Below are 15786 nucleotides of genomic sequence, written 5' to 3' on the forward strand. Positions count from 1 at the left end.
CTTTACACCTTGCTCAATGCCCGTAGTGCGACACAACGGGGTGACGACGCACCAGCGTCTACCGTTCAACGCACCATGCACGGCGATTTGTTGTTGAACTTCCAGCCCGGAATCAGGTACTGCATGGCGATCGCATCGTCGCGCGCGCCCAGGCCGTGCTCCAGATACAGGCGGTGGGCCCGCTCGACCTCGTCCATGTCCAGCTCCACGCCCAAGCCGGGCTTTTTGGGGAGCTGGATGAAGCCGTCCTTGATCTGGAACGGCTCCTTGGTCAGGCGTTCGCCGTCCTGCCAGATCCAGTGCGTGTCGATGGCCGTCACGCGGCCGGGGGCGGCGGCGCCCACGTGGGTGAACATGGCCAACGAGACATCGAAGTGGTTGTTGGAATGCGAGCCCCAGGTCAGGCCGAAGGCCTGGCACATCTGCGCCACGCGCACCGACCCGGCCATGGTCCAGAAATGCGGGTCGGCCAGGGGGATGTCCACCGACTGCAGGGCCAGGCTGTGGGCCATCTCGCGCCAGTCGGTGGCCACCATGTTGGTGGCGGTGGGCAGGCCCGTGGCGCGGCGAAACTCGGCCATCACCTCGCGGCCCGAGAACACGCCTTCGGCGCCGCAGGGGTCCTCGGCATAGGCCATCACGCCGTGCAGGTCGCGCGTGATGCGGATGGCGTCCTTCAGCAGCCAGCCGCCATTGGGGTCCAACGTCACCCGCGCCTCCGGAAAGCGATCGTGCAGCGCGCGGATGGCCTCAACCTCTTCCTCGCCGCGCAGCACGCCACCCTTGAGCTTGAAGTCGGCAAAGCCGTAGCGCTCGTACGCGGCCTCGGCCAGGCGCACGATGCCGTCGGCCGTCATGGCCTTCTCGTTGCGCAGGCGGAACCAGTCGTTGTCGGCACCAGGCTCGGTGCGGTAGGCCAGGTCGGTCTTTTGGCGGTCCCCCACGTAGAACAGGTAGCCCAGCATCTGCACCGATTCGCGCTGCACGCCATCGCCCAACAGCGCGGCCACGGGCACGTTCAGGTGCTGGCCCAGCAGGTCCAGAAAGGCTGATTCCACGGCGGTGACCGCGTGGATGGTGATGCGCAGGTCAAACGTCTGCAACCCGCGCCCGCCTGCATCGCGGTCGGCAAACTGTGCGCGCATGGCGTTGAGCACGGCGTTGTGGTGCCCGATGGGGCGGCCCACGATCAGCGGCCGTGCATCCTCGATGGTCTGGCGAATCTTCTCGCCGCCGGGCACCTCGCCCACACCGGTGTTGCCCGCGCTGTCACGCAGGATGATCAGGTTGCGCGTGAAGAACGGGCCGTGCGCGCCGCTCAGGTTCATGAGCATGCTGTCGTGGCCCGCCACCGGCACCACGCGCAGCTCGGTGACGACGGGGGTGCTGGCGGCAGAAGGGTTGGAAGAGGTGGTCATGGTGTTCTGGAATATGGGGGGAGCGCCCCCCGGGTCTTTCGTGTCAAAGCGGCTCACAAACCTCGGCGAAGCGGTTCTGGCCAGGCGCTACGTCGCATGCAGTGCGAGGAGCACGACAAGACGGAGCAACAACGCCACAAGAGGTTTTTGAGTCGCTCTCAATCGGCAGTGATCTTGCGGGTCTCGATGACTGTCTTCCATCGCGCGAATTCGCGCGCCTGGTAAGCGGTGAAGGCTTCGGGCGTGCTGGCCACGATCTCCAGGCCCTGGTCAAGCATGCGTTTCTTCACGGCCGGGTCGTTCAGGGCGGCGATGGCTGCGTCCGAGAGCTTCTTCTTGAGCGCTGGCGGCAGGCCCTTGGGCGCGGCCATGCCTTGCCACGAGTACACCTCGGCACCGGCCACACCGGCCTCGGCCAGGGTGGGCACGTCGGGCAGCACCGGGCTGCGCTTGTCGCCGGTCACAGCGATTGCATGCAGCTTGCCGCCGCGGATGTGCTGCAGCACGGCGTTCACGTTCTGGAACGAGAACTCCACCTGACCGCCCAGCAGGTCGTTGATGGCCGGAGCGCCGCCCTTGTAGGGGATGTGCAGGCCTTCGGTGCCGCTTTGCTGCCAGAACACTTCGGCCGAGAGGTGGTCCGACGAGCCGTTGCCCGAACTCGCAAAGCTCACCTTGCCGGGGTTGGCCTTGAGCTGGGCGATCACTTCCTTCACGGTGCGCGCCTTCTGGCCAGGGGCGGCCACCAGCACGTTGGGCGCCTGCACCGGCACGGTGATGTAGTCGAAATCCTTGAGCGCGTCGTACGGCACGCTCTTGAGCAGGTGCGGCGCCACGACGAAGGCGCCCAGCGAGGACACCAGCAGCGTGTAGCCATCGGCCGGCGCGCGCTTGACCATGCCAGCGCCCAGCGTGCCCGTGGCACCGGGGCGGTTGTCCACCACGAAATTCTGGCCCAGTTTGTCGCCCATGTGCTGCGCCATGGCGCGGGCCACCATGTCGGTGGAGCCGCCGGCCGGGAACGGCACGACGATGGTCACGGGCTTTTCAGGCCAGGCTGCGGGTGTACCGGGCGCGGCCGTCTGGGCCGATGCGGCAAAAGCAAAAGCCAGGCTGAACGCGCTTGCGGTCAGCAGCAGTTTCTTGATGAACATGGTGGATGTCTCCGAAGTTGGATGATTGACGCAGCCCTCTGCGGGGCCTGGGTCGGGTCTTGCGTGGAACGGGATGGGGTCGGGCTGGGCGCGTAGTGCAATTACTGCGGGCCGAGCTTGTCGATGAGCGCCTTGAGCTCTTCCATCTCGCTGGGCTTCAGGTCCGTCAGCGGTGCGCGCACCGGCCCGCCGTCGTGGCCCACGATCTTGGCGCCCGCCTTGATGATGGAGACGCCATAGCCTTCCACCCGGTTGCGGATGGCCAGGTAGGGCATGAAGAACTCCTGGAGCAGCTTGTGCTGCGTGGCGGTGTCGTCCGCCGCCACGGCCTTGTAGAACTCCATCGCCGTCTTGGGGATGAAGTTGAASACGGCGGACGAATACACCGGCGTGCCCAGCGCCTTGTAGGCAGCCGCATAGACCTCGGCCGTGGGCAGCCCGCCCAGGTASGAGAAGCGGTCGCCCATCTTCATGAAGATCGAAGACATGGTCTCGATGTTGCCCACGCCGTCCTTGAAGCCGATCAGGTTGGGGCARCGGTCGGCCAGGATGGCCAGGGAGTTGGCCGTGAGCTTGGTGCGGTCGCGGTTGTAGACGATGACGCCGAACTTCACGCTGTTGCACACCTGGGCCACATGCTCGATCAGGCCTTCCCTACGCGCATGGCGACGTGCCCGATGACGCCGAAGTGGCAGNCGGTCGGCCAGGATGGCCAGGGAGTTGGCCGTGAGCTTGGTGCGGTCGCGGTTGTAGACGATGACGCCGAACTTCACGCTGTTGCACACCTGGGCCACATGCTCGATCAGGCCTTCCTGGCCGGCTTCGGTCAGGTAGTGGGGCAAGAGCAGGATGCCGTGGGCGCCCAGGCGCTCGGCTTCCTGGGCATGGGCGATGGCGGTGCGGGTGGGGCCRCCGGCRCCGGCAATGATCGGCACCTTGCCGCGGCAGGTGTCCACCGCGGTCTTGACCACCTGGCCGTACTCGGGGCCCGACAGCGAGAAGTACTCRCCCGTGCCGCCGGCGGCAAAGAGAGCGCTGGCGCCGTAGGGRGCCAGCCACTCCAGGCGCTCGATGTAGGTCTTGGGGCGGAATTCACCCTGCTCGTCGAAGTCGGTGATGGGGAACGACAGCAGGCCGGAGCCCATGATGGATTTGAGTTCTTGCGGGTTCATGGTCATNCTTGGGGCGGAATTCACCCTGCTCGTCGAAGTCGGTGATGGGGAACGACAGCAGGCCGGAGCCCATGATGGATTTGAGTTCTTGCGGGTTCATGGTCATCCAGTCAGATCAGATCGGTGGGTGGGAGATGGCAAAAAAACAGGCATCAGCAGCAGCGTCGTCGGCCGCGGCAGAAGTCATACAACCGCCTTGACGCGTCCGCACGTACCTGGGAGATACGCTCGATTTGCATTTTTCAAGCCAAATGTTAACGTTAACAAACTCATCCGATACTGAGGTTAACCCTTAGTCATGCGATCTCTTTGGTTATACCGCGAAGCCTCCCAAAAAATGCTTTGCTATATTTTTAATAGCTTTACACGCTTGACCATCAAGCGGTAGCAGCCATTTTTATTCAAACTCGCAGACAGTCAGGCAGCGGAAATCACCCTGGGGGACGCTTTCTGGACGCTGACCCTCACAGCGGAGGCTACGCCAGCCAATGCCACACTGAGTCGCGCCAGGCTCACCGCCGACCCCGTCCACGAGGCAATTCCACACTGCTTGTCGATAGACTCCGACCATGCAAGCCCCCTCCACTCCCGCCACAGCATCCCCCGCACCGCGCGACCGCCCTGCGGTCACGCTGCGGGAGGTGGCCGAGCGCGCGGGCGTGTCGATGATCACCGTCTCGCGCGCCATCAACACACCGCACCAGGTGTCGGAGGCGACGCGGGTGCGCGTGCAGGAGGCCGTCTCCAACATGGGCTACGTGCCCAACCTGGTGGCCGGGGGGTTGCGCTCGGCGCGCAGCCATGTGGTCACCGCGCTGGTGCCCACCCTCACCGGGCCCTTGTTCGGCGAGATGGTGCAGGCGCTGACCGATGCGCTGGAGCTGCGAGGGTTCCAGGTGATGGTGGGCCAGATCGGCTATGCACACTCGCGCGAAGACGAACTGCTGCGCGCCATCGTCGGCCGGCGCCCAGACGGCATCGTGGTCACGGGCGTCATGCATTCGCCCGAGGGGCGCCGCATGCTCATGGCATCGGGCATCCCCATTGTGGAGACCTGGGACTTCACCGACACCCCCATCGACATGCTGGTGGGCCTGCGGCACGAAGCCCTGGGTGCGGCCGTGTGCGAGCACCTGTTCGCCAAGGGCCGGCGGCGCCTGGCGCTGCTCAGCGGTGGTGACGAACGCGCCGCCCGCCGCGCCCGCGGCTTCCAGGCCGCGGCCCTGCGCCTGGGACTGCGCGAGCCGGCGGTGCGGCTGGGCAAATCCCCCACCACGCACGCCGACGGCCGTGACGGCCTGGCCGCACTGCTGGCCGATGCGCCGGACATCGACGCGGTGTTCTGCAGCTCCGACATGCTGGCACTGGGCGTGTTGACGGAGGCACGCGTGCGCGGCATTGCCGTGCCCGGGCCGCTGGCGGTGGTGGGGTTTGGCGATATCGACTTCGCGCAGACGGTGAGCCCCAGCCTGACCACCGTGCGCATCGACGGCACGCGCATGGGGCAGATGGCGGCCCAGTTGATCGCCGACCGTGCCGACGGCAAGTCCGTGGCGGAGCCGGTGGTGGACATCGGCTTTTCCATCGTGGAGCGGGAAAGCGCATAGCTGCACCCGCCCAGGCGCCACATGCAATTTGTGGTGTATTGTATTGACATCATGCGCAGCACCGCCAGCTCTCCGCCGGACCTCGACCAGTTCCTCGACCAGTTGGCCCACAAGGCCCAACCCGGCGAGCGCCTTCCCACCATCCGCGAGCTGATGAAGCGCTTTGGCGCCTCACAGATGCTGGTGCAGCGCGCTTTCCAGGGACTCAAGGACCGGGGCCTGATCGACTCGCAGGTAGGGCGTGGCACCTACTTTCGGGGCACCGGCGCACACCGTGCCGCAGCAGCGCCGGCTGACGGCGAGCGCCCCCGGACGCCTGCGGTCGGCACCGCCCTCCCCGCCGTGAAATCGGTGCTGCTGCTGCGCCGCTCCATCAGCATTGCGCGCGGCCGGGTACTGGTGGAAGGGCTGCAGCGACGCCTGGCGGCCGAAGGACACCGGGTGCTGGAGCTGTCGTACAACGACCCGGACCATGCACTCACCGTGCTCAAGGGCCTGCCGCGCTTCGATGCCTGCGTGGTGCAGTCCACCTTCAAGGCCATTCCCATCGCCCTGCTGGCCGCGCTGCGCGACAAGTGCGAGGTGCTGGCCGTTGACGGCGCAGCCCTGGTGGGTGCCGACGTCGAGGCCGTCGGCACCGAATGGGGCGAACCGCTGGCCGCCGCCATCGAACAGCTGGTGCAGCAAGGGCACCGGCGCATCGCCTATGCCACGACGGCCCACCCCTATCTGGCCACGCAACTCGGGCGGCGCCGCTTTGCCAGCCTGCAGCACACACTGCCCGGCGTGGAGCTGATCGAGATCACTCTGGACCAGCTCCCACACGAGGACTACGCCACACGGCTGGTGCAGCAGTTGCAGGCCAGCGCCGGTGGCAGCGGCGCCCTGCCCTTCACCGCGCTGGTGGCCTGGGGCATCGAGGACGGTGCCCTGTTTCAGCGCCTGCTGACCCATGCCGGCATCGCCGTGCCCGCGCAGCTGAGCGTGGTGCTGCTGGGGCGCACCGACCTGGCCAACGAGCATGCCGATTTCTTCGACGTGGTGGGCTGCAGCGTGGCCGATCAGGTGGAGGCCCTGCACGGCGCCATTACCGCGCGCTGGGCGGATGCCGGCAGGCCCTACGGCATCCACCTCACGCCTGTGGTGCGTCGCTTGGGCGCATCGGTGGCGGCTTTAGCCTGACAACCTGTTCACGAGCTGCCTGAGGTCGCTCATCGGCGAACTGGCTCCAAGCAGCCGGGTGCCACACGCGCCACCGTCTGCACCGTGAGCGCCGCCGACTCGCCCACATAGGTCTTGGCATCCAGCGCCCGCAGCAGATCGGCCGGCAGCGCACCGCCGTCAAACGGTGGCAGCGCACGGATCGCCTCCACGAAGGACACGCCCTCGGACTGCGCGCGCTGCGCTGCCGCGTAGAGCAGGCGGTGCGCTTCATGCCGGCCCATGCGCTGGGTCAGCCGCATCATCACGGCTTCGGATGCGATCAGGCCCTGCGTCAGCCCCAAATTGCGCGCCATCGCCTCTTCGTCCACGACCAGGCCGCGGGCCAGGCGCGCCAGCGTTTCCGTGACCGAGGCGGCGATGATGGCGATCTCGGGCAGCAGGGCATCCGCCACGTTGGTGGCCGATGAATCGCCCTCGTCCATGCGCACCATCGTGTCCTGCGCGGCCTGCACGCGGGTGCGCAGCATGCGTGCCAGGCTCACCAGCAGCAGCGCGGTGGAGGGGTTGCGCTTTTGCGCCATGGTGGAGCTGCCCACCTTGCCCAGGTGGAACGCCTCGGCCACCTCGCCGATCTCGGTGCGCTGCAAAAAGACGATGTCCTGCGCGATCTTCTGCGCCGTGCCAGCGAGCAAGCCCAGCGCAGCCAGGTAATCACCCGCCCGATCGAAGGACGACCGCAGCGGCAGCGGCGCTGCCAGCAGCCCCAGTTGCGCCGCCAGCCGTGCCTGGACCGCCGGCCCCAGCGGCCCAGTGGCGGCAAAGGTGCCGATGGCGCCGCCCATGCTGGCCGGGAAGGACGTGGCCAGCCGCTCGGCCAGGCGCTGGCGGCTGCGGTCGAGCTCGTCCACCCACCCCGCGAGCTTGAAGCCCAGCGTCATGGGCAGCGCATGCTGGCCATGCGTGCGCCCTGCCATGGGCGTGGCCTGGTGCGTCAGGGCCAGCGTGGCCAGCGCATCGATGGCGCCATCCAGGTGCCCCGCCAGCAGCGCGTGCGTGCGCTTCATCTGCAACGCGCTGGCGGTGTCGAAGATGTTCTGCGTGGTCGCACCCCAGTGGATGTAGCCGGCTGCCGGCTCGCCGCACAACTGCTCGAAGCGGTGCAGCACGGGGACCAGTGGGTGCTGGGCAAAAGCGATGGCCTGGGCCAGCTGCGGCAGGTCGAACAGCTCGGCATGGGCGTTCGCGGCAATCACGGGCGCCGCCTCGGACGGGATCACGCCCAGCTCGGCCTGCGCGCGGGCCAGCGCGGCCTCCACGTCCAGCCAGGCTTGCAGCGTAGCGCCATCGCTCCAAAAGGCCTTGGCCTCGGCACTGAACCAGTGGCCCGTGATAAAGGATTCGAACATTCCGACCGCCATGTGTGCTCCGTTCATACAACCTAGGGTATGTCCCTGGATTGCACTTGTATTGTATTGATTTGATTAGCAAAATCTGAATAAATTCATCATCGAATGACACCAGATACGTCTTCGATTGAGTTGCATTGTATTGCATTACAAAATATCAATACATACAATTTGCCTGTCAGCTACAAACCCCATCCCATCGGAGACAAGTCCATGACAAGGTATTCCCCGGCAGGTGCTCCCGCCTGCTCCACCCCTCTCGCGCTGTTGCTGGCCTGCGCCAGCCTTGGTGCCTGCGGTGCAGCGCAGGCGCAGTCCTCGCTCACCATCTACGGCATCGTCGACCAGGGCCTGGCCCGCGCCAACGGCGGCACCACGCCAGGCGCGCTGCTGCCCGGCCGCGGCGTGACGCCACTGGTTTGGACGCTCAAGGCCGGCAACACCTCGCGCCTGGGCTTTGCGGCGCGCGAGGACCTGGGTGGCGGCCTGTACTCGCGCTTTCAGCTGGAGCACCGCTTTGCCGCCGACACCGGCGCGCCCAGCAACCCCAATGTGTTCTGGCTGGGCCGCTCGGTGGTGGCCGTGGGCAGCAAGGATTGGGGCGAGGTGTATGCGGGCCGCGAATACTCGGCCGCCTACACCGTGGCGCTGAACGCCGACCCCACCTACTGGAGCTACGTAAGCCAGCTCGGCTCGGCCTACACCTATGCCAACTACACGCCGGTGGCCGCCACGGTGGAGGCCTCCAACATCCGCTGGGCCAACACGGTCGGCTACAAGTCGCCCACCATTGCGGGCGTGAGCGCAGAGGTTGCCGCAGCCCTGGGAGAGGGCACGCGCAGCAACGCCACCTCGGGCAACCTGCAGTACAAGAACGGCCCGGTGTGGCTGGGCGCCGCATTTGACCGGCTCGACTCCAGCACCCACTTGGCACTGGTGGCGGGCGGATACGATTTCGGCCTGGTGCAGGCCAAGGCCAGCGTCAGCCGCGCCAAGGGCGGCCTCAACGGCGATGCCACTGCCTACAGCGTCTCGGCCCTGGTGCCGCTGAGCTTTGGCCGCACCTACGTGATGTACGGCAAGCTCAACCCAGCGACGAACCTCGATTCGCAGATGATCGGCGTGGGCCTGCAGTACGACCTGAGCAAGCGCACATTGCTCTACACCAACCTGGGTACCGCCCAGCGCGACGGGCTCACACGCACCACGGCGATCGATTTCGGCGTGAAGCACACGTTCTGAACAGGAGGCATGCCATGCAACGCAGAGAACTCCTGAATCAAGCTGCCGCCATCGCAGCAGGCGCACTGGCACCCAGCCTCGCGGCCCACGCCCAGAGCGACAGCAAACCCACCTCGCTCATCGTGGGTTACTCGGCCGGCGGCAGCGCCGACCTGGTGGCGCGCGTCGTGGGCACAGAGCTGGGCAAACGCCTGTCACGCACCGTCATCGTCGAGAACGTGGCCGGCGCCAGCGGCATGCTGGCCGCTCAACGCGTGCTCAACGGGCCCACCGACGGCAGCCTGCTCTACATGGGCGGCACCGACACGGTCGTGGTGCCCATGGTCAACGCCAAGGTCAAGCTCGACTGGGAGAACGACCTGGTGCCCGTGGGCCGCATGAGCACGGTGCCCATGATCTTCGCCGTGCCCAAGGCGGCCCCCTATGCCAGCCTGGCCGACCTGGTGGCGGCACTGCGCAAGGGCGGCAAGGACAGCATCAACTTCGCCACGCCGGGCATCGGCACCATGCAGCACCTGTACGGCGCGCTCATCAACAAGCAGGCCAAGGTCGCCATGCTGCACGTGCCCTACCGCGGCGGCACGCACATCACCAACGACCTGGTGGGCGGCCAGGTCGACAGCGCCATGCTGGTGCTCTCCACCGCGATGCCATTCCTCAAGGACGGCAAGATCAAGGCCCTGTCGGTCTCCGACACCGTGCGCGTACCCCAGCTTCCCGACGTCAAGCGCATCGGTGAGGAAGACGGCTTCGCCGGTATGGCTTTGCCGCTGTGGCAGGGGTTGTTCCTCAAGGCTGGCACACCCGCCACCACCGTGGCCGCGTACGACAAGGCCCTGAAGGAGACGCTGGCCCAGCCCGAGCTGCGCCAGAAGCTGCTGGACGCAGGCATCACCGTGGCACCCATGGGTGGGTCCGAGTTCAAGGCCTTCATCAAGCCCCAGGCTGCGCTGTACCGCGACATCGTGACCAACTCCAAAATCACGATGGAGTGACGGCAGACAGCAAGGCCGCCGACTGTTTGCGCAAGGCACCGCACCCTCCTGGTGGCGCTGGCGGTGCCTCCTTCGCCATGGCGGGTGGGACGACGGGGCGGACTCAGTTGCGCACCGCGCCCGCCAGTTTTTTCACCACCGGCGCCATAGGCTCTTGTATATCGGTCACTGCGCTTGGCGCAGCCGAATGCGGTGAGAAGGCCTGGTGCCTGTCGTCGAAGCGGCACGCTGATGCTGCAGGCACAACGCCCGGTCACATTAACCGTCCAACACCGAGCGGCCGTCGGTTTTGGCGCGCAGCGCCTCAGGCTTTGTAGATCAGCGCCGCGGCCCGCGCTTCCATCGCCAGCCCCTGACCCACGGGCCCCAGGCGTTCGGCGGTCTTGGCTTTCACATTCACCTGGCCCGGCTCGATGGCCAGCGCCTTGGCAATGCACTCGCGCATGCCGGGAATGTGCGCAGCCAGGCGCGGGGCCTGGGCCACCACGGTGCTGTCCACATTGCCGATGGTGTAGCCCGCAGCGCGCACGCGGCGCGCGGCTTCCGCCAGCAGCACGGCAGAGTCTGCCCCGCGGAACTGCGCGTCGGTGTCCGGGAAATGGGTACCGATGTCACCCAGGCCCGCCGCGCCCAGAATGGCGTCGGTGATCGCATGCAGCAACACGTCGGCATCCGAATGGCCCAGCAGACCCATGGTGTGGGGGATGGTCACCCCGCCGATCACCAGCGCGCGGCCTGGCACCAGCGCATGCACGTCCCAACCTTCTCCAATCCTGAAATTCATGTGTGCCTTTTGTTAGCGACTTACCCAGCTCTTGTGGCGTCGTTGCCCCGCCGTGTCGTACGTGCGTACTGCCTGCGGCCAAGCGCGTCGCCAGAACCGCAGGGCTGAGCTGGTGAGCCGCTCCTGTTCCGCTGAGTTGATAAATCCGAGTCTCGCACCAGCGAATCCGCGGGCGATGTGCTTCAAAAAATAGTCTTGCGCCCCGTCTCGGTGGCGCCCTGCCCGCGCTCGCCGCCGAAGCGCGCCAGCGTTGTGCCGTGGCCGCGCTGGGCCAGCACGGCTTCGGCCAGTGCAAAGTCGTCGGGGTAGGTCACCTTGAAGTTCTGCGCGCCGCCAGGCACCAGGCGCGGGTGCAGGCCCATCGCCTCCATTGCGCTGGCTTCGTCGGTCACGTTCGTTCCCACCTTCGCCAGGGCATCCTGCAACGGGCCGATGCGGAACATCTGCGGCGTCTGCGCCAGCCACTTGTTGCTGCGGTCCACGGTGGAGGCCACGCGCACGCCGCCCGGGCCGTCGGTCGATGTCTTGAGCGTGTCCGCCAGCTGGTGCGCCAGCAGGCCGCCCACGCTGTCTTGCGCGCACACGTCGATGAGCCGGTCGATCTGCTCGGCCGTGACCAGGCAGCGCGCTGCATCGTGCACCAGCACCCAGTCGTCGCGCTGGGCGCCCCGCGCCTCAAGCGCTGCCAGCCCGCCCTGCACCGTGGCGGCGCGGGTGGGACCGCCGCAGTCGACGACAAAGAACGAGGGATGCGCGTGGGCCTGCAGAAAATGATCCCCAGGCGCCACGGCGACCAAGGTGCCGGCCAGGCGGCCCACACCCGCAAATGCCGCCAGCGTGTGCATGACCATCGGGTAGCCCGCCACCAGGTGGTACTGCTTGGGCAGGGGTGGCGGCGCGGCTGGCTCGCCCGCCGCGGCAGCCAGCGCGCCGAAGGCCGACACGGTGGAGCCCGCCGGCGCGGCAGGCGGTGCTGCCACCGCCCGCGACCCGCTGCCCGCGCAGGGCACCAGCGCCCAGAACCGCCCCGGCGCCACTGGAGGGGCGTGGGACGTGGCGAGCGAGGATTGCAGCAGCGGATCGATGGTCATGAGGGGGCCATTTTAGGAGGGGCGGGATGGTGCACCGTCCACTGCGTCCTGGGCGCTGCCGCAGGCGGCGGCGGGCAAGCGCGTGCGCGGGCCCGGCAGAGTTCATGCGCAGGTCCTAGAATGCTCCGTTGCCCCCGAAACAGCCCGTGCGCTTTCTGCGCCCAACGGGTGCGGCGGGCCCACCGACGACACGTACCGTCCGCATGGAACTGCCCAAACTCTCCCCCGGAAAACGCTTCACCCTGCCCCGCCCCGTGGGCAGCGCCGATTCGCTGCTGCTGGCCCGCCTGGCGGAACGTGACAAGGCCGCCGGCCGCACCACCGCCATCGTCACGGCCGACGCCACCGATGCGCAGCGCCTCATCGAGGAAATGGCGTTCTTCGCGCCCGGGCTGCGCTGCGCGCTGTTCCCGGACTGGGAGACGCTGCCCTACGACACGTTCTCGCCGCACCAGGATCTGATCAGCGAGCGGCTGGCCACCCTGTGGCGCATCAGCCAAAAGGACAAGGACACCGGCGCCGACGTGGTGCTGGTGCCCGCCACTACGGCGCTGTACCGGCTGGCGCCGCCGTCCTTCCTGGCGGGCTACACCTTCCACTTCAAGGTCAAGCAAAAGCTCGACGAGGGCAAGTTCAAGGCCCAGCTCACGCTGGCGGGCTACAGCCACGTGTCGCAGGTGGTCAGCCCCGGCGAATACGCGGTGCGCGGCGGGCTGATCGACCTGTTCCCCATGGGCTCGCTGGTGCCGTACCGGGTGGACCTGTTCGACGACGAAATCGACAGCATCCGCACGTTCGACCCCGACAGCCAGCGCAGCCTGTACCCCGTGCCCGAGGTGCGCCTGCTACCCGGCCGCGAATTCCCCATGGACGACGAGGCACGCGCCAAGTTCAGGAGCCGCTGGCGCGAGATGCTGGAGGGCGACCCGACCAAGAGCCGCATCTACAAGGACATGGGCGCGGGCGTGGCCACGGCCGGCATCGAGTACTACCTGCCGCTGTTCTTCGATGACACAGCGACGGTGTTCGACTACCTCGGGTCAGAGGCCACGGTGGTGCTGCACGGCGACCTGGAGCCGGCCTTCCAGCGCTTCTGGCAAGACACGAAAGACCGCTTTCGTCTGGTGCAGGGCGACCCCGAGCGTCCGGTGCTGCCGCCCGAGGAGCTGTTCCTCTCGGCCGACCAGTTCTACACGCGCGCCAAGGAGCATGCCCAGCTGTCCATCCGCCCTGGCGTGGAGGACATTGCCGACAACCCGCACTTCCAGAAGCTGGGCGACCTGTCGGTAGTGCGTGGTGCCGAAGACCCGCTGGCCCGCCTGCACGCCCACATCCGCAACACCCAGCACCGCGTGCTGCTGCTGGCCGAAAGCGCGGGCCGGCGTGAGAGCCTGCTCGACTTTCTGCGCGCGAGCGGGGTGAACCCGCCGGCCTTCGACTCGCTGGCCGAGTTCCAGGGAACGGCCGACGAAAAGGTGGGCATCGCCACCGCCGGCCTCACCGTGGGCTTCAGTTGGATCGAGGACGGCATCGACTTCGTCACCGAGACCGAGCTGTTTGCCGCCGGCCCCACCACGCGCCGGCGCAAGAAGCAGGAGCAGGTGAGCGACGTCGAGGCGCTGATCAAGGACCTGGCCGAGCTGAACGTCGGCGACCCCGTGGTGCACAGCGCCCACGGTATCGGCCGCTACCGCGGTCTGGTCAACATGGACGTGGGCAACAAGAACCCCGATGGCACGCCCGCCATGCAGGAGTTCTTGCACCTCGAATACGCCGACAAGGCCGTGCTCTATGTGCCCGTGAGCCAGCTGCAGCTGATCAGCCGCTACACCGGCGTGAGCGCCGACGAGGCGCCGCTGCACAAGCTCGGTAGCGGCCAGTGGGAAAAGGCCAAGCGCAAGGCCGCCGAGCAGGTGCGCGACAGCGCGGCCGAGCTGCTCAACATCTATGCCCGCCGCGCGGCGCGCGAAGGCCACGCCTTCCGCTACAGCCCGCAGGACTACGAGACCTTTGCCAACGACTTCGGCTTCGAAGAAACGGCCGATCAGAACGCTGCCATCCACGCGGTGATCCAGGACATGATCAGCCCCCGCCCCATGGACCGCCTGGTCTGCGGCGACGTGGGCTTCGGCAAGACCGAGGTGGCCCTGCGCGCGGCCTTCGTGGCCGTCACCGGCGGCAAGCAAGTGGCTTTTCTTGCGCCCACCACGCTGCTGGCCGAGCAGCACTACCAGACCCTGGTGGACCGCTTCAGCAAGTGGCCGGTGAAGGTGGCCGAGGTGTCGCGCTTTCGTTCGGGCAAGGAGATCACTGCCGCCATCAAGGGCATCGGCGACGGCACGGTGGACATCGTGGTCGGCACGCACAAGCTATTGAGCGAATCCACCAAATTCCACAACCTGGGTCTGCTCATCATCGACGAGGAACACCGTTTCGGCGTGCGCCACAAGGAGCAGATGAAGGCCCTGCGCGCCGAGGTGGACGTGCTGACGCTGACGGCCACGCCCATCCCGCGCACGCTGGGCATGGCGCTCGAAGGCCTGCGCGACCTGTCGGTCATCGCCACCGCGCCGCAGCGGCGCCTGGCGATCAAGACCTTCGTGCGCAACGAGGGCACGGGTGTGATCCGCGAGGCGGTGCTGCGCGAATTGAAGCGGGGCGGGCAGGTGTACTTCCTGCACAACGAGGTGGAGACCATCGAGAACCGCCGCCAGAAGCTCGAAGAGATACTGCCCGAGGCCCGTATCGCCGTGGCCCATGGCCAGATGCCCGAGCGCGAACTGGAGCGCGTGATGCGCGACTTCGTGGCCCAGCGCTACAACATCCTGCTGTGCTCGACCATCATCGAGACCGGCATCGACGTGCCCACGGCCAACACCATCATCATGAGCCGCGCCGACAAGTTCGGCCTGGCGCAGCTGCACCAGCTGCGCGGCCGCGTGGGCCGCAGCCACCACCAGGCGTACGCCTACCTCATGGTGCCCGACACCGAGGGCCTGACCAAGCATGCCGCGCAGCGCCTGGATGCGATCCAGCAGATGGAGGAACTGGGCAGCGGCTTCTACCTGGCCATGCACGACCTGGAGATCCGCGGCGCCGGCGAGGTGCTGGGCGAGAACCAGAGCGGCAACATGCTGGAGGTGGGATTCCAGCTGTACAACGAGATGCTCAACGAAGCCGTCAAGGCACTCAAGGCCGGCAAGGAGCCGGACCTGCTCAGCCCGCTGAGCGTCACCACCGACATCAACCTGCACGCCCCCGCCCTGCTGCCCGACGACTATTGCGGCGACGTGCACCTGCGCCTGTCGTTCTACAAGAAGCTGGCCACCGCCAAGACGCCCGACCAGATCGACGGCCTGCTCGAAGAGATCGTGGACCGCTTCGGCAAACTGCCGCCGCAGGCCCAGACCCTCATCGACGTGCACCGCCTGCGCGTGCTGAGCCAGCCCTACGGCGTGGTGAAGGTCGATGCCGCCCCGGGCGTGATCAACATCACCTTCAAACCCCAGCCGCCCATCGACCCGATGCGCATCATCGAGCTCATCCAGAAGAACAAGCACATCAAGCTGGCGGGCAACGAGAAGCTGCGCATCGAGCGTGAGTTGAAGGACCCCAAGGACCGCGCGCAGATGGTGCGGGATATCTTGCGCTCGCTGGGGAAGCCGCAGACTGCTGCTGCCTGAGACTCGAAGCGAGCCCTTGGGAATCGTTGCTGCGTCCTGTCGCAATTTGCGGCAGAGCGCGTTCGATCGT

11 protein-coding genes and 2 pseudogenes are annotated in these 15786 nt (G+C 67.1%); 5 read left to right on the forward strand and 8 right to left on the reverse strand.

Going from position 1 to position 15786, the window contains the following annotated elements; genetic code table 11:
* Positions 1 to 65 precede the first annotated feature (65 nt).
* From gudD to ASG27_RS26825, 5 genes and pseudogenes are all read right to left on the reverse strand, one after another.
* Entirely contained in the window at positions 66 to 1418 is a 1353-nt protein-coding gene (gene gudD, locus ASG27_RS16020; protein WP_056421125.1) for a glucarate dehydratase, read from the reverse strand.
* 158 nt (positions 1419 to 1576) lie between these two features.
* Complete coding sequence (locus tag ASG27_RS16025; RefSeq protein ID WP_200912470.1) at positions 1577 to 2572, reverse strand: Bug family tripartite tricarboxylate transporter substrate binding protein; 996 nt, start codon at positions 2570 to 2572, stop codon at positions 1577 to 1579.
* A gap of 101 nt (positions 2573 to 2673) precedes the next feature.
* Positions 2674 to 3267 (reverse strand): 5-dehydro-4-deoxyglucarate dehydratase (locus ASG27_RS27645; protein ID WP_235508468.1); only part of this gene is annotated, 594 nt, incomplete at its 5' end.
* Between the two features lies 1 nt (position 3268).
* A pseudogene (locus ASG27_RS27650) lies at positions 3269 to 3744 on the reverse strand (dihydrodipicolinate synthase family protein); the annotation flags it as partial.
* Between the two features lie 7 nt (positions 3745 to 3751).
* A pseudogene (locus tag ASG27_RS26825) lies at positions 3752 to 3844 on the reverse strand (5-dehydro-4-deoxyglucarate dehydratase); the annotation flags it as partial.
* A 469-nt stretch (positions 3845 to 4313) separates the two neighbouring features.
* On the opposite strand from ASG27_RS26825, the gene ASG27_RS16035 reads away from it, so the two are divergent.
* Positions 4314 to 5351, forward strand: coding sequence for a LacI family DNA-binding transcriptional regulator (locus ASG27_RS16035; RefSeq protein WP_056418407.1), 1038 nt, complete (start codon positions 4314 to 4316; stop codon positions 5349 to 5351).
* A 51-nt stretch (positions 5352 to 5402) separates the two neighbouring features.
* The gene (locus ASG27_RS16040) at positions 5403 to 6533 is read left to right on the forward strand and encodes a GntR family transcriptional regulator (protein WP_235504055.1); all 1131 of its coding nucleotides are present in this window, start codon (positions 5403 to 5405) and stop codon (positions 6531 to 6533) included.
* A 29-nt stretch (positions 6534 to 6562) separates the two neighbouring features.
* Here the strand turns inward: ASG27_RS16040 and ASG27_RS16045 are convergent, their stop codons facing one another.
* Complete coding sequence (locus ASG27_RS16045; protein WP_235504056.1) at positions 6563 to 7921, reverse strand: class-II fumarase/aspartase family protein; 1359 nt, start codon at positions 7919 to 7921, stop codon at positions 6563 to 6565.
* A gap of 213 nt (positions 7922 to 8134) precedes the next feature.
* Between ASG27_RS16045 and ASG27_RS16050 the strand changes: the two genes are divergently transcribed.
* Both ASG27_RS16050 and ASG27_RS16055 read left to right on the forward strand, forming a co-directional pair.
* Positions 8135 to 9163, forward strand: a complete 1029-nt coding sequence (locus ASG27_RS16050; protein WP_056418416.1) for a porin — start codon at positions 8135 to 8137, stop codon at positions 9161 to 9163.
* A 14-nt stretch (positions 9164 to 9177) separates the two neighbouring features.
* Entirely contained in the window at positions 9178 to 10158 is a 981-nt protein-coding gene (locus ASG27_RS16055; RefSeq protein WP_056418419.1) for a Bug family tripartite tricarboxylate transporter substrate binding protein, read from the forward strand.
* Positions 10159 to 10462: 304 nt separating this feature from the next.
* Here the strand turns inward: ASG27_RS16055 and ispF are convergent, their stop codons facing one another.
* Both ispF and ASG27_RS16065 read right to left on the reverse strand, forming a co-directional pair.
* Positions 10463 to 10942, reverse strand: a complete 480-nt coding sequence (ispF, locus tag ASG27_RS16060) for a 2-C-methyl-D-erythritol 2,4-cyclodiphosphate synthase (protein WP_056418421.1) — start codon at positions 10940 to 10942, stop codon at positions 10463 to 10465.
* A 182-nt stretch (positions 10943 to 11124) separates the two neighbouring features.
* On the reverse strand, positions 11125 to 12033 hold the full coding sequence (locus ASG27_RS16065) for an IspD/TarI family cytidylyltransferase (protein ID WP_056418425.1): 909 nt from the start codon (positions 12031 to 12033) through the stop codon (positions 11125 to 11127).
* 203 nt (positions 12034 to 12236) lie between these two features.
* On the opposite strand from ASG27_RS16065, the gene mfd reads away from it, so the two are divergent.
* Positions 12237 to 15716 carry a transcription-repair coupling factor gene (gene mfd, locus ASG27_RS16070; RefSeq protein WP_056418426.1) on the forward strand — a complete coding sequence of 1160 codons (3480 nt, stop codon included), beginning with the start codon at positions 12237 to 12239 and terminating at the stop codon, positions 15714 to 15716.
* Positions 15717 to 15786 lie beyond the last annotated feature (70 nt).

This window comes from Acidovorax sp. Leaf191 (genome assembly GCF_001424425.1).
In the GTDB taxonomy this organism is placed as follows: Bacteria; Pseudomonadota; Gammaproteobacteria; order Burkholderiales; family Burkholderiaceae_C; genus Acidovorax.